Source organism: Aquabacterium sp., assembly GCF_036273115.1.
Lineage (GTDB): Bacteria > Pseudomonadota > Gammaproteobacteria > Burkholderiales > Burkholderiaceae_C > Aquabacterium.
In genome coordinates, this window is record NZ_DASUIN010000010.1 from 16,127 (window position 1) to 29,505 (window position 13,379).

Here is a 13,379-nt window from a genome sequence, read left to right on the forward strand (position 1 = left end):
GACAACGAAGCAATTTTCAAATCATGAATCAGCGTGTGGCATCGCGAGTGTCGAAACTGAGTGTGGCGGTGGTGCTGTCGATGGCTGCCTTGGCTGGTGGACCGGCGTGGGCGCGTGAGGGCGTTGACGTTGGCAAGCAGTCATGGGCGACTCGCCTGGTGCCGGCGGAAGACGTGGAGCAGGCCGCGCAACAGCAGTACGCCCAGATGGGGCAGGAAGCACGCCAGAAGGGCGCTTTGCTGCCCGATAACCACCCTCAGGTGGTGCGCCTGCGTGCCATCGCGCAGCGCCTCATCCCCTTCAGCTACGAGTGGAACAAGCGCGCCTCCCAGTGGAAGTGGGAAGTCAATGTGCTGAACTCGAAAGAGCTCAACGCCTTTTGCATGCCTGGCGGCAAGATCGCGTTCTACACCGGCATCCTTGACCAGCTCAAGCTGACCGATGACGAAGTGGCCATGGTGATGGGCCACGAAATTGCCCACGCCTTGCGTGAGCATGCGCGTGAACGCATGGGCAAGACCTCGGCCACCAAGCTGGGTGCCAACTTGATCTCGGGCCTGCTGGGCCTGGGGAGCACGGGCGACGCTTTGCTGAACATGGGCGGGCAGTTGCTGACCCTGAAGTTCAGCCGCGAAAACGAGTCCGAGGCCGATCTGGTCGGCATGGAGTTGGCAGCCCGGGCCGGGTATGACCCCCGTGCAGGCGTGAGTCTGTGGCAGAAGATGGGGGCGGCCTCCAAGGGCGCACCGCCACAATGGCTGTCCACTCACCCTTCGGGCAACACCCGCATCCAGGAAATCGAAGCCAACCTGCCCAAGGTCATGCCCTTGTTCGATCGGGCCGCCAAGCCGGCACAGCGCTACGACGTTCCCAAGCGCTCGGGTGAGGCCTACAACAACGACCCCTACCGCCACCTGATTTACTGGGGTGTCGCGTCCTGACTGGGGGCGGTTCGAGGGGGCTTACAGGAAGGGGTTGGACAGGCGTTCTTCCCCGAACGTGCTCTCGGGGCCGTGACCTGGCGTGAAGGTGATGTCGTCGCCGAGCGGCAGCAGTTTGTGCTTGATCGCGTGGATCAGGTCGGCATGGTTGCCGCCAGGGAAATCGGTGCGGCCAATGCTGCCAGCAAACAGCACGTCGCCTACATAGGCGTGGCGGGCTGTGGGGTCGAAAAACACCACATGGCCGGGCGTGTGGCCTGGGCAGTGGATGACCTGCAGCTTGCAACGCCCCAGTTGAACCTCATCGCCGTCTTTCAGCCACTGCGTGGGTTTGAACGGCTCGGCTTGTGGGAAGCCGAACATCTGTGCCTGCTTGGGCAGACCGTCAATCCAGAACTGGTCGCCCGGGTGGGGGCCGACGATGGGAAGCTGGTGCGTGCGCGCCAGGGTGCCGGTGCCGCCGGCGTGGTCGATGTGCGCGTGCGTCAGCCAGATGGCCTTCAGGCTCAGCCCGCGTTCGCGCACCGCTTGTTCGAGCACCGGGATGTCGCCGCCTGGGTCGATCAGCGCCGCGTCGCCCGTTTCATCGCACCAGATGAGTGAGCAATTCTGTTCAAACGCGGTGACGGGGATGGTGAGGCGCTGCAGCATGACGGGAGTCGAAGTCGATTGGGTGTCTGTGATTGCGCGCAAGGGTAGCACTGTCTGACAGGAGCCCCGATCTGCGCCAGGGTGAAATGCCTTCGCACCTGACTCACCGGCCACGGTGGCCTGACCAGTTCAGGGCTTCCAGTGCTGCCGCAATGTGCACGCGGTTGGATGCGAGGGGGGCGGGTAGCAATTCCTCTGCTCGAGCCAAGCGGCGCAGCAGGGTGTTGCGATGGGTGTGCAACCGTTGCGCGGTTTCGGTCAGGTTGCAGCCGGTCTGCAAGTAGGTCAACAGCGTGATCTGCAACGATTCCGGCGCCGTGCTCAGGGCGCCCAGGGTGTGGCTCACGAACTGCCGGCAGGCTTCGGCATCGTGCGACATCAGGCTGACCAACCGAACCTGATCAAAGCTCACCACCTGGGCATCGGCCCGCAAGCGTCCCAGCATGCGCTGGGTGCTCAGGGCCTCCAGATGGGCTCGGCGAAAGCCATCGATGCCGCGGTCGCCGCTGCCCAGCGTCATGCGCACGCCCGGCAGGGCCTGGAGGGCCTGATTCAGACGTGACAGCGTCAGCTCACGGCCATCGGCCGAGGCCCATACCCACAGCGTGGCGGCATTGGCAATCACCATCAGCAGCGGGCTCGAACCTGCCCAATCTGCCAGGATGCGTGCCGAGGTTTCGAGTTGCCCCAGTTCGGTTTCCGCCTCTTCGCACCAGATCACGGCGGCATGGTGTTTGTGGCCGAGTGGATAGTCCAGCCGCTGGCTGGCTTCGCGCTCATCCATGGCCACCCCTTCGAGGATGCGGGTGACCAGATCACGGCGGTCGACCAGCGTGCCTCGCATCTGTGCTTCGCGCTCGGCCTTCATGAAGGCGTTGATCTGCTCCATCGTGCCATCGATGAAGGCCGCAATCGAGCGTGCGGACACGTCCAGCAATTCCCGCAACTCGGCAGGGTCGGATGTCAGGCTGAAGGCAATCGTCATCCACAACTGCCAGGCCGCGCTTTGCATGGAGCGTGCGGCGTTGAAGATGAGGTCGGTGGCTTGTCGGCGCACCAATTCGCGGGCGTTGCTCAGCATGTCAGGCGAAATGTGTGGCGGCACCGGTGCCCCTGGGCGCTCGATGTTGGCCGCCGCCCAGTGCGTCAGGCTCGAGCGCGTGGCGCGGCGGGAAGCCGCCATCAGCACCGGGTCCTCCGCCACGAACTTGAGGTCGTCCGTGGGCACGCTGGCCTGATCGATCTCATCCAGCCAGGCCTGTGGGGCGTTGAGGGCGATTTCGGCGCCCTGGCGCAGCAGTTCGCACACCCTCGGGGAGGGCAGGGGCCAGCGGGGAGCGGCGGGGGAAAGCGAGGCGCTGTTCATGCGGACCTAGGGAAAGTCTGGGGCCGGGCCCTGTGGCCACTTTCCCAGGGGGATGGTTCAAATTGCACCACGATGATGCCTTGTTGGTGCAATTTATACCTTGTTTGCCTTGTGCCAAATCAAGAACATCTCGGCCATTGCCTTGTTCGTGGTCACTCAGGAGTACACCGTGTCCGTTCATTCCTTGCCCTCTGTCGAGCACCTGGACGTTCTCATCGTGGGGGCCGGTCTGTCCGGCATCGGTGCGGCCTACTACCTGCAAAAGGAACAGCCCGGCAAATCGTTTGCCATCCTGGAGGCGCGTGAAGCCAGTGGTGGCACCTGGGATCTGTTTCGCTACCCTGGCATCCGCTCTGATTCCGATCTGCACACCTTCGGCTACGAGTTCAAGCCCTGGGTGAATGACAAGGCCATTGCCGACGCGGGAGCCATCCTGGCCTACCTGCGTGAGGCGGCCGCCGAGCACGGCATCGACCGCAAGATTCGCTATCACCACAAGGTGGTGAGCGCCAATTGGAGCAGCCAGGCCCAGCGGTGGACCGTCGAGGTGGAGGTGCAGGGCACCTCGGCGCGCAAGACGTTCAGCTGCCAGTGGTTGTTCTCGGCGGCTGGCTATTACCGCTATGACGAGGGCTTCAGCCCGCGATTCGATGGGGCAGAACGCTTCAAGGGCCAACTCATTCACCCGCAGCATTGGCCTGAAAACCTGGACTACCGTGGCAAGCGCGTGCTGGTCATCGGCAGCGGCGCCACGGCCGTGACCTTGGTGCCCGCGATGACCGACCAGGCCGCGCATGTGACCATGTTGCAGCGCACGCCCACCTATGTGATCAGCCTGCCTTCGCGTGACCCGATTGCCAATGGCCTGCGCAGGATCCTGCCCGATACCTGGGCCTATGCCCTGACGCGGAAAAAGAACATCTCCTTGTCGCGCGCCATCTGGCGCCTGTGCCAGACCTATCCGCAAGCCGCGCGCCGTGTCATTCGCTGGACCAACCGGCTGCAACTGCCCAAGGGCTACCCGGTTGACGAACATTTCAACCCGCCCTACAACCCTTGGGACCAGCGCCTGTGTGCGGTGCCCGACGGCGATTTGTTCAAGGCCATCTCAGCCGGCAAGGCCTCGGTGGTGACCGATCACATCGACACCTTCACTGAAAAGGGCGTGCGGCTGAAGTCGGGGCGCGAACTGGAAGCCGACATCATCGTCACCGCCACCGGCTTGAACCTGCAGTTGTTTGGCGGCATTGGGCTCACCCTGGATGGCGCCCCGGTCGATCTGGCCAGCAAGGTGGCCTTCAAGGGCATGATGCTCAGCGACCTGCCTAACCTTGCTTTCATCGTGGGCTATACCAATTCGTCGTGGACCTTGAAGGTGGGCCCCATCTGCGAGCACTTCTGCCGCTTGCTGGCGCACATGGATCAGCAGGGCTTTGGTGTGTGCACCCCTCATGTGCCGTCGGCTGACATGCCCACGCGCCCCTTGCTGGATTTCGGTGCGGGCTATGTGCAGCGCGCACTCCCTCACCTGCCGCGCCAGGGGGCAGGCGCGCCTTGGGTGATGTCAATGGACTACCAGCAAGACGTGGCCATCTTGCGTGAGGGCGCGGTCGACGATCCCTGTCTGCAGTTCACGCCGGCGAGATTCGGCGCGGCCCCCCAGTCAACCTCGTCAGCCGGCACGACAGCCCTCCGCGCAGCCGCCTGATCGGCGCATGACATTCAGGCCATTCAGGCGAATTGGCCCGATTGAATAGAAAGGAATAACATGACCAGCAAGGTTAAACAAGCGCCCATCGTTCCGCGCGAAAAGCTCGATTTCGGGTTGGATCAACCAGTGCCGAAGTATTGGCTGGGCGGCGATCCTTTCAAGACACGCTTTTGCGACGCCATGTCCACCATCTTTCCTGAGGGTGAGCGCTTCTTCATTTCTTGCGTGCGCGATTACCGAGACCAGGTGACCGACCCACAACTGCTGCAGGAAATCAAGGACTTCATCCGCCAGGAAGGGCAACACGGCATCATCCACAATCAGTTCAACGAGCACCTGAAGTCGCAGGGCATCGATGTGGATTGGCTTGAGGGGCTGACTCGTGGCTTCCTGTTCGGCATCATGCGCAAGTACATGCCCAAGGCCCATACCCTCTCTGCCACCGCGGCATGCGAGCACCTCACAGCCATCATGGCCGAGACGCTGTTCGAGCGCAAAGACATCATGGGCGATGCCGACCCGCGCATGTTTGCGCTGTATGCCTGGCACGCCATGGAAGAAATGGAGCACAAGGCCGTGGCCTTTGATGTGATGCAGAAGGTGGCCAAGGTGGGTTACCTGCGCCGCATCTGGACCCAGATTGAAGTGACCTTGTCATTCAATCTGCAGATCTTGCTGTTTGCCGGCTACATGCTCAAGCACGATGGCTTTTCGTTCTGGCAGCGCACGAAGTTGTTCGCCAAAGGCTTGTGGTGGGTGTACGGCCCCAAGGGGCTGTTCAGTTCGTCGTGGCGCTCGTATCTGCGCTACTACCGCCCGGGCTTTCATCCCTGGCAGGATGGGGGCACCGCCAGCTACCCAGTCTGGCTGGACGCCATGAACCGCACGCGAGATCCGATTGCGGCCGGTCAGGCGGTTCTGGCTGTGGCGCACTGACACGCACTGAAAAAGGAAAGGGGCCCACGAAGGGCCCCTGATGGCGACAGGTCCGAACGTCAAAGTTCGGGCTGGGCGCCTTGACCCGGGCGACGGGTGTCATGCTTTTCCACGGCGGTGGTCACCGCGCGCTTGAGCTTGTCGACGGCGCCGGAAATGGCCTGGTGCGCTGTGGGGGCGTGGTCCTTCACGATCACGGGGGGCAGGTTCGACAAGCGAGCCTCCAGTGTGCAGTGAATGTCGTCGGGAGACGACTTGCTGTGGCTGACCGCGTCGCTCAGGTGAGCTTCGACTCGGGTCACATGGTCGCCAAAGCGGTGCAACGCGTCCTTCACGACAGTTTCGAGATGATCGGCCATTCCCTGACGGCCTTCGACGTGGTTATCGGTATGAAGCAATACTTGCATGGCGAGTCCTTGAGGATGTTGCAAGTTCAGTTTAGATCGCTTTGCGTCGGAAAAATGTTGGATCTGCGCAGCGAATCGATGGCTTTCAGTTCGGTTTAACCCGCATCAAATCGGCGTAGGCGGATGGGGCCATGCCCTCCCAGCGCTTGAACGCTCGGCGGAAGTTCGCCAGATCGGTGTAGCCCAGGGTGTAGGCCACTTCGCCAATGGGGTGGCCTGCCTTGAGGTATTCCAGCGCCAGCATGTGGCGCACGTTTTCCAGAATGTCCTTGTACGAAGTGCCCTCGTCCTGCAGGCGGCGGTGCAAGGTGCGTGGCGTCATGTGAAACAGGCGAGCGGTTACGTTCAAGGACGGAAAGCCGTTCTGCTTTTCCAGCATGATGCGGCGCACCTGCGCGCTCAGCGAGGTGTTTTGCTGCAGCTTGTCCAGTTCTCGCTGGCAGATCGCGGCGGCCTGCGCAAACGTGGCCGGGTCAGCCATGCTCAGGGGCTGATCCAGCACGCTGGCGGGAATGGTAAAGCCCGCCCAACTCTGACCATAGCGCACATCGGCATGAAAAAGGTCTTGAGCCAGATCGCTATAGCCGGTAGCCGGGAAGGGAAAAGCCACCCACATCACATGGCGTGAGCCCATGGTGATGGCATCGAGCACGTTCTTCACCGTCAGCATGATGGCTTCCAGCACCGTGCGTCGAATGTCGCCCAGCGGCAGGGGCTCGTTGAACTGAACTTGCACCACAGCGCCCTCTACCCGGTGGCTCACCGACACCAGCGAGGTGCGCAGCCCGATGTAGCGCTCGAACAGGTCGAGCGCTTGCCGCAAGGTGGCGCTGTTCATGGCGGCGTAGCCCAGCATGCCGTGCGTGTTGACCACCAGGCGCTCGCCCACCAGGAGGCCCAGCGCGGGCTCGCCCGTCAGCTCCAGTGCATCGCGCACCAGTTGGTAGACCACCAGGAAAGGCAAACCCCGAGCGGTGTCCTGCAGGTCGGCCTCGGTGAGCTGGCTGCGACTCAGCCAGGCGGCCACATCGCCCCCCAGGCTGCGGACCTGGTCGGCGATCTGACGCACGTAGTGCATCGGCAGGGTGAAGTCTTGTGCGGGCGTCATGGCGCGGGATTGTCAATAAATGACCCATGAATGTCAATTCGCAACCTACCCGGGAAGCGGCCGTCTTTCTACGATGCAGGCATGGCTTGATCCAGTTTCAGAAGTACCGGAGCCCCCGCATGTTTTCCTTTCTGACCAAGAAGAAACCGAGCACCGCGACCATCAACGCGCAAAGCGTGACGGTGCAACCCAAAGAGACCCTGCTGCAGGCAGCGCTGCGCGAGGGAGTGGCCATCCCCTACAGCTGCCGGGTCGGGGGCTGCGCCACCTGCAAGTGCAAGCTGGTTCAGGGCAAGGTCAAGGAGCTGACCGAGGCCAGCTACGTGTTGTCGGATGCTGAATTGGATCAGGGCTACATCCTGGCTTGCCAATCGGTGCCGCAGGGCGACGTCACCATCGAGGTCGACTTGAGCAGCCAGCCCGTTCGCCGTCAGGTCAGCGGACGTGTCATTGGCCAGGAGCGCCTGACCCGCGATATCACCCGGGTGCGGGTTCAGTTGGATGAAGCCTTGTCGTACAAGGCCGGTCAGTTTGCCGACATCAGCCTGGCGTCGCTGCCCGGTGTGCAGCGCAGCTATTCGTTTGCCACCCCCGCGCAAGCGGACGCGCAGGTCGCCTTCTTTGTGCGCCATGTGCCTGGCGGTGTCTTCTCCTCGGCCATTCATGAGCAAAACGTGATGGGCCAGGCCCTGATTGTGGATGGACCCGTGGGCGATTTCTGGTTGCGCCCAGGCACCTCGCCCCTGATCCTGATTGCCGGTGGCAGTGGGCTGGCGCCCATGTTGGCGCTGTTGAAAGACGCGGCCAACCAAGGGGTGCAGCGCTCCGCCACCTTGCTGTTTGGTGCGCGCACGCAGCAAGACCTCTACGCCCTCGACGAGATCGAGGCCTTGAGCCAGCAGTGGGCCGGGCGTTTCCGTTTCTTGCCGGTGCTGTCGGCCGAACCGGAGGAGTCGAACTGGGTCGGTGCCCGGGGGCTGGTCAGCGACCAGATTCCCCAGCTCATCGAAGCGGGCTCGCAGGCTTACCTGTGCGGGCCGCCGGCCATGATCGATCACGCCATGCCGGTGCTGAAGTTGCACGGTGTGCGCCGTGAAGACATCTTCGCCGATCGCTTTTCTACCCAGCACGACAGCTTGCCTGTCGCAGCTTGACGCAGTCAGAAGCCTTGTCCCTGAAACACACAACAAAGAGCGAGACCATGAAACTACTTCACTACCTCAAGTACTTCCTCTTCCATGTCATCGGCCTGTTGTCGGCAGCCGCTGTGCTGGCCGGCGGGGCCTACATCACCATGGGCTTGATCAGCGTGCTGGTCATCTATGTGGTGGGCGACGCCCTGTGCGGCGATGACACCTCGACCCCGAAATTCGAGTACCCCGGTATCCTCACCGTGCAGCTGTGGATGGCGCTGCCCTTGCTGTCTTTCATCGTGTTTGCGGCGATCTGGAGCGTCAGTCCTGGTGACCCTTTGGGGTTTGGTGCAGCCTTGACACACTGGACCGGCTATGACGTCCTGGCCGCACGCGAGGCCACCGCGTCCATTCACCATGTGTCCACCGTGATCGTGACCGGATTGATGATCGGCATGGTGGGGACCATCACCGGCCACGAACTGACCCACCGCACCTGGGACCCGATTTCCATGCTGGTGGGGCGCTGGTTGCTGGCCTTCAGCTTTGACACCGTGTTCGCGATCGAGCACGTCTATGGTCACCACCGCTATGTGTCGACCACCGAAGACCCCGCCACCGCACCCCGTGGCCGCAATGTGTACTTCCACATCGTGGCCTCGACCATCAAGGGCAACATCAGTGCCTGGCGCATTGAACAAAAGCGTCTGGCTCGCAAGGGGCAAGGCTTGTTCTCGTGGCACAACGCGGTCATCCGTGGCCACCTCATGAGCGTGCTGTTGGTCGGCGTGGCGGCAGCAATGGGGGGCTGGCAAGCGGCCTTGTTCTTCACCGCCTGCGGTCTGTGGGGCAAGGCGTTGCTGGAGATCGTGAACTACATGGAGCACTACGGCATGGTGCGCAACCCTGCCACGCCTGTGCAGCCTCGCCATTCATGGAATACCAACAAGCGCATCAGCTCGTGGGCCATGTTCAATCTGACCCGGCACTCACATCACCATGCACAAGGTGAAGTGCCGTATCAAGACCTGAAGCCCTTCCCCGATGCGCCCATGATGATCAATGGCTACCTGACCACCATCCTCGTGGCCATGATTCCACCGCTGTGGCACAAGCTGATGACGCCCAAGGTGCTGGCCTGGGATCGCGACTACGCGACGCCAGAAGAGCGCGCGTTGGCAGCGCAGGCCAATGCCCGCAGCGGCATTGCCGAAATGGAGGCCCTGGTGCCAGCAGCCTCCGCTCGTTGAGTCACCACAAGGTGAGGGTGGGCTTACTTGCCCGGCGCGCTGGCGCCGCTGGGGGCGCCCATCATGCCCATGCCGCGCTGCTTCATGTGATCAGCGCGGTGCTTTTCCCTCATGTCCTTGCGCTGTTCGTGCATCTCTTTGCGGTGCTCCTGCATGTCTTTGCGATGCCCTTCGCAATCGGCAGGCGGGGTCTCGCAACGGCCTCTCATGGGGCCAGACGCTGCGGCAGATGCGGCTGAAGCCATCATCGCCGCCGCCGGGGGCGGTGCAGGCTTCTTCTCTTTGCTGGCTGCCCAGGCGCTGCCGCCACTGGCCAGCGAGAGAACCAGGAGGGAGGCAAGACCGAAACGGGTGTCGAAGCGGGTTGGGCTCATCGTGATCTCCTGAGCGCGTGGGCCAAGCCATGCGCGAAAGGCCCCTTGAGGAGAAGCCGACTGGATGGGGCGATCCAGTCAGCCTGTGATCTCCGGCTTAACGGTTGCTGGGGCGAACGCTGTCGCCTTCCACTTCCACGCGGCTGCCTGCGGCGGGGGCGGTTTTCTGGGTCACGGTGCGGTAGCTGCCGTCATCCATGCGCACGGTGACTTCGTACACCGTTTCAGCGCGCTGGCGCTTCTCGATTTCATTGCCGGCCACGCCGCCGCCAATGGCGCCCAGCACGGTCATGGCGGTCTTGCCGCTGCCCTTGCCCATCTGGTTGCCCAGCACGCCGCCAATGACCCCACCGGCCACGGCACCCACGCCCGAACCTTCACCGGCCACGCTGACGGCGCGGACATTGTCAACCGTGCCGCAGGTGCCGCACACTTGGCGAACAGGTTGAGCCACCGGTTGGCCGCCGTCAGCATTGCGATGGCGTTCCGCATCATGTCGACGCGCCGCCTTCACGGGCTCGTTGCGGGCGGGCGCATCGTTGGCTGCCTGGGGGGCAGTCGGAGCTGGGGTCGTGGCCGAGGAGGGTGCCGACGCCACCGAGGCGACAGATGCTGCCGATGCCGCTTGAGGGGCAGCAGCGTCGTTGCTGGAGGGGGAGCGCAAGAACATGCCCGCAGCCAGGCCCAGACCCACCAGGGCGATGCCGCCCCCAGCCAGCAATGCGGTGTTGGGGCCCTTGGACGGGGTGGTTGCTTCAGACATGGACTTCTCCTTCATGCTGTGGGTTGAAAACACTCATTGTGTTCCTGAACGCAGCATCGGTCCAATCGGTTGTCAACGATTCAGGTCAAGGTGTAACAGCTCGCGAACGAGCTTGTCAGGCATGCCTGACATCTTGCGGTGTGACAATGGAAAGCCATGACAGATCCCTTGCATCAGACCGGATTGACTGAAGCCGAAGCGGCACGCCGCTTGCGCGAGCACGGCCCCAATGAACTGCAGCGCCCGGAAAGCCGGTCCTTGTGGGGTTTGCTGAAAGACACCCTGTCCGAGCCCATGTTCCAGTTGCTCATCGGGGCAGGGCTCATCTATGTGGCGCTGGGTGATCTGGGGGAGGCGGCCATGTTGCTGGCCTTTGTGCTCATCACAGTGGCCATCAGTCTGGTGCAGGCCAGCCGAACCGAGCGGGTGCTCGAAGCCTTGCGCGATCTCAGCAGCCCCCGTGCGCTGGTCATTCGCGATGGCGCGGCCAAGCGCATTGCCGGGCGCGAGGTGGTCGAGGGTGACATTCTGTTGATCAGCGAGGGCGACCGGGTCCCCGCTGACGCGCATTTGATCGAAGCCCATGATCTGCAAACCGACGAGTCCCTGCTCACCGGAGAGTCGGTGCCTGTTCGCAAGGTCGATGGCGTTCGGCCTGCGGTCAACGCGCAAGCCATTGCACCGGGCGGAGACGATCTGCCGTGGGTCTTTGCCGGCACGCTGGTGGTCAGAGGCCGAGGCACGGCCGAAGTCATTGCCACGGGGCCGCGCAGCCAGATGGGGCGCATTGGTGCGGCGCTGGCGCAAGTCGATCCGGCCGTCACCCGGTTGCAGCAGCAAACGCGCGCCTGGGTGCGAGGCTTTGCCATTGCCGGCGTGGTGTTGAGCCTGGCGGTGACCGCCTTGTATGGCTGGCAACGTGGGGGCTGGCTCGATGCGGTGCTGGCCGGCATCACGTTGGCCATGTCGCTGCTGCCGCAGGAGTTTCCTTTGATCATGAGTGTGTTCATGGCCATGGGAGCCTGGCGCATGGCGCAGCACCGTGTGCTGGTACGCCGTTCCACCGCCATCGAGGCGCTGGGAACGGCCACTGTGCTATGCACCGACAAGACGGGCACACTCACGCAAAACAACATGACCCTTGCGCACATGGTGGTGGCGCAAGGCCAGTGGCAGCGCGGCCAGGCGAGTTTGCCCGAGGCCTTTCACCCCTTGCTGGAGTGCGGCCTGCTGGCCTGTCAGCGTGACCCATTCGATCCCATGGAGAAGGCCTTCTGGGATGCGGCCTCCCACCATCTGGTGGGGCCAGAGCAAGTGCACCTGCACCCCGACTGGGAGTTGGCTCGCGCTTATCCCTTGCGTCCGGAGTTGCTGGCCATGTCGCATGTGTGGCATGAACCCGGCGGCGTGCGCCATGTGATCGCGGCCAAAGGTGCCCCCGAGGCGGTGATGGATCTGTGCCATTTGTCGGATGCCGACTGCGCGCCCTGGCGAACCCAGGTCGAGGCCTTGGCTGCGCAGGGCATGCGGGTGCTGGCGGTGGCCCGCTCACAAGGGGCGGTGGAGCATGGGCCAGGCGAGGCCTGGCCCGATGTGCAGCACGACTTTGACTTCGAGTTTCTCGGCTTGGTCGGGCTGGTCGATCCTCTGCGCGAAACCGTGCCGGATGCCGTGCGTACCTGTCGTGAAGCCGGCATTCGCGTGGCCATGATCACGGGCGACTACCCCGTCACGGCCCTGGCCATTGCCCAGCAGGCCGGCATTGACACCCGTGGGGGGGTGCTGCGGGGCGATGAACTGCACACGCTCGATGAAGCGGCCTTGCAGCAGCGTGTGCGCGAGGTGTGCGTCTTCGCGCGGGTCATGCCCGATCAGAAGCTGCGCATCGTGCGGGCCTTGCAGGCGCAAGGCGAAGTGGTGGCGATGACCGGCGATGGCGTGAACGATGCCCCTTCATTGAAGGCGGCCGACATCGGTGTGGCCATGGGTGGGCGTGGCACCGATGTGGCCCGCGAGGCCTCGGCCATCGTGCTGCTCGATGACGACTTTCAGTCGATTGCGCGCGCCGTGGCGCAAGGGCGCCGCATTGACGACAACCTCCGTAAGGCCATGGCTTTTGTGCTGGCGGTGCATGTGCCCATTGCCGGCCTGTCGATCCTGCCTTTGCTGATGGGCTGGCCCTTGCTGTTCTCGCCGGTGCACATTGCCTTTCTGGAGCTCATCATTGATCCGGTGTGTTCCATCGTGTTCGAGGCCGAGGCGGCTGAACCGCGTGTCATGCAGCGTCGCCCCCACAAGCCCGGTACTCCCTTGCTGTCACGAGGTCTGTTGATGGGCAGTGTCGCGCAGGGGGTGTTGATCCTGACCGTCGTGGCCTGCTTCTATGCCGCCTTGCTGGCCACTCAGGCTACCGAAGCCGAGGCGCGCACGGCCAGCTTTGTGGCGCTGGTGGCATGCAACATCGGGTTGATTCTGGGCAATCGCTCGCAAGGCAGCAACATGCTGGCGACGGTGTTGCGACCGAATCGGGCGTTCTGGGTCATGCTGGCTGCCACCTCGACTTTGCTCGCGGTGGTGCTGCATTGGGCACCAGCCACCGAGTTGTTCCGATTCGTGCCGCTGCCTGCGGCCACGCTGGGGGCTTGCCTGGCCATGGGGCTGGGTGTGTGGGTGGCCCTGGAGTTGGGCAAGTGGGGTGCAAACCGAGTGAGGCGCTCGGCGCAATCCGATTAACCATCG

At 63.3% G+C, this 13,379-nt stretch carries 12 protein-coding genes; 6 read left to right on the plus strand and 6 right to left on the minus strand.

All coding sequences use genetic code 11. The features are described 5' to 3' along the window. Positions 1–23 precede the first annotated feature (23 nt). Positions 24–941 (plus strand): M48 family metallopeptidase, encoded by a 918-nt coding sequence (locus VFW72_RS04275; protein ID WP_329673034.1) that lies wholly within the window; start codon positions 24–26, stop codon positions 939–941. A 21-nt stretch (positions 942–962) separates the two neighbouring features. Here VFW72_RS04275 and VFW72_RS04280 read toward each other — a convergent pair whose 3' ends face one another. Then, on the minus strand, positions 963–1,592 hold the full coding sequence (locus VFW72_RS04280) for an MBL fold metallo-hydrolase (RefSeq protein ID WP_329673035.1): 630 nt from the start codon (positions 1,590–1,592) through the stop codon (positions 963–965). A gap of 103 nt (positions 1,593–1,695) precedes the next feature. Beyond that, the gene (locus VFW72_RS04285) at positions 1,696–2,958 is read right to left on the minus strand and encodes a PucR family transcriptional regulator (protein WP_329673036.1); all 1,263 of its coding nucleotides are present in this window, start codon (positions 2,956–2,958) and stop codon (positions 1,696–1,698) included. 169 nt (positions 2,959–3,127) lie between these two features. Here VFW72_RS04285 and VFW72_RS04290 point away from each other — a divergent pair, with 169 nt between their 5' ends. After that, positions 3,128–4,666, plus strand: coding sequence for a flavin-containing monooxygenase (locus tag VFW72_RS04290; protein ID WP_414638774.1), 1,539 nt, complete (start codon positions 3,128–3,130; stop codon positions 4,664–4,666). A gap of 60 nt (positions 4,667–4,726) precedes the next feature. Further along, entirely contained in the window at positions 4,727–5,605 is an 879-nt protein-coding gene (locus VFW72_RS04295) for a metal-dependent hydrolase (RefSeq protein WP_329673038.1), read from the plus strand. 59 nt (positions 5,606–5,664) lie between these two features. Here VFW72_RS04295 and VFW72_RS04300 read toward each other — a convergent pair whose 3' ends face one another. After that, positions 5,665–6,012, minus strand: coding sequence for an HPF/RaiA family ribosome-associated protein (locus tag VFW72_RS04300; protein ID WP_329673039.1), 348 nt, complete (start codon positions 6,010–6,012; stop codon positions 5,665–5,667). Between the two features lie 85 nt (positions 6,013–6,097). Further along, the gene (locus VFW72_RS04305) at positions 6,098–7,120 is read right to left on the minus strand and encodes an AraC family transcriptional regulator (RefSeq protein ID WP_329673040.1); all 1,023 of its coding nucleotides are present in this window, start codon (positions 7,118–7,120) and stop codon (positions 6,098–6,100) included. A 119-nt stretch (positions 7,121–7,239) separates the two neighbouring features. On the opposite strand from VFW72_RS04305, the gene VFW72_RS04310 reads away from it, so the two are divergent. Both VFW72_RS04310 and VFW72_RS04315 read left to right on the plus strand, forming a co-directional pair. Beyond that, positions 7,240–8,274, plus strand: a complete 1,035-nt coding sequence (locus VFW72_RS04310; RefSeq protein WP_329673041.1) for a 2Fe-2S iron-sulfur cluster-binding protein — start codon at positions 7,240–7,242, stop codon at positions 8,272–8,274. 47 nt (positions 8,275–8,321) lie between these two features. Beyond that, positions 8,322–9,503 (plus strand): alkane 1-monooxygenase, encoded by a 1,182-nt coding sequence (locus VFW72_RS04315; protein ID WP_329673042.1) that lies wholly within the window; start codon positions 8,322–8,324, stop codon positions 9,501–9,503. A 23-nt stretch (positions 9,504–9,526) separates the two neighbouring features. Here the strand turns inward: VFW72_RS04315 and VFW72_RS04320 are convergent, their stop codons facing one another. Both VFW72_RS04320 and VFW72_RS04325 read right to left on the minus strand, forming a co-directional pair. Continuing rightward, on the minus strand, positions 9,527–9,877 hold the full coding sequence (locus VFW72_RS04320; protein WP_329673043.1) for a hypothetical protein: 351 nt from the start codon (positions 9,875–9,877) through the stop codon (positions 9,527–9,529). Positions 9,878–9,974: 97 nt separating this feature from the next. Then, positions 9,975–10,640, minus strand: a complete 666-nt coding sequence (locus tag VFW72_RS04325; RefSeq protein ID WP_329673044.1) for a glycine zipper 2TM domain-containing protein — start codon at positions 10,638–10,640, stop codon at positions 9,975–9,977. Positions 10,641–10,796: 156 nt separating this feature from the next. Between VFW72_RS04325 and VFW72_RS04330 the strand changes: the two genes are divergently transcribed. Next, the gene (locus VFW72_RS04330) at positions 10,797–13,373 is read left to right on the plus strand and encodes a cation-translocating P-type ATPase (RefSeq protein WP_329673045.1); all 2,577 of its coding nucleotides are present in this window, start codon (positions 10,797–10,799) and stop codon (positions 13,371–13,373) included. Positions 13,374–13,379 lie beyond the last annotated feature (6 nt).

What these genes read in the sequence shown, in the direction of transcription:
- VFW72_RS04275 (WP_329673034.1), top strand. Translation starts at nt 24, where the DNA reads ATGAATCAGCGTGTGGCATCGCGAGTGTCGAAACTGAGTGTGGCGGTG.
- VFW72_RS04280 (WP_329673035.1), bottom strand. Translation starts at nt 1,592, where the DNA reads ATGCTGCAGCGCCTCACCATCCCCGTCACCGCGTTTGAACAGAATTGC.
- VFW72_RS04285 (WP_329673036.1), bottom strand. Translation starts at nt 2,958, where the DNA reads ATGAACAGCGCCTCGCTTTCCCCCGCCGCTCCCCGCTGGCCCCTGCCC.
- VFW72_RS04295 (WP_329673038.1), top strand. Translation starts at nt 4,727, where the DNA reads ATGACCAGCAAGGTTAAACAAGCGCCCATCGTTCCGCGCGAAAAGCTC.
- VFW72_RS04300 (WP_329673039.1), bottom strand. Translation starts at nt 6,012, where the DNA reads ATGCAAGTATTGCTTCATACCGATAACCACGTCGAAGGCCGTCAGGGA.
- VFW72_RS04305 (WP_329673040.1), bottom strand. Translation starts at nt 7,120, where the DNA reads ATGACGCCCGCACAAGACTTCACCCTGCCGATGCACTACGTGCGTCAG.
- VFW72_RS04310 (WP_329673041.1), top strand. Translation starts at nt 7,240, where the DNA reads ATGTTTTCCTTTCTGACCAAGAAGAAACCGAGCACCGCGACCATCAAC.
- VFW72_RS04315 (WP_329673042.1), top strand. Translation starts at nt 8,322, where the DNA reads ATGAAACTACTTCACTACCTCAAGTACTTCCTCTTCCATGTCATCGGC.
- VFW72_RS04320 (WP_329673043.1), bottom strand. Translation starts at nt 9,877, where the DNA reads ATGAGCCCAACCCGCTTCGACACCCGTTTCGGTCTTGCCTCCCTCCTG.
- VFW72_RS04325 (WP_329673044.1), bottom strand. Translation starts at nt 10,640, where the DNA reads ATGTCTGAAGCAACCACCCCGTCCAAGGGCCCCAACACCGCATTGCTG.
- VFW72_RS04330 (WP_329673045.1), top strand. Translation starts at nt 10,797, where the DNA reads ATGACAGATCCCTTGCATCAGACCGGATTGACTGAAGCCGAAGCGGCA.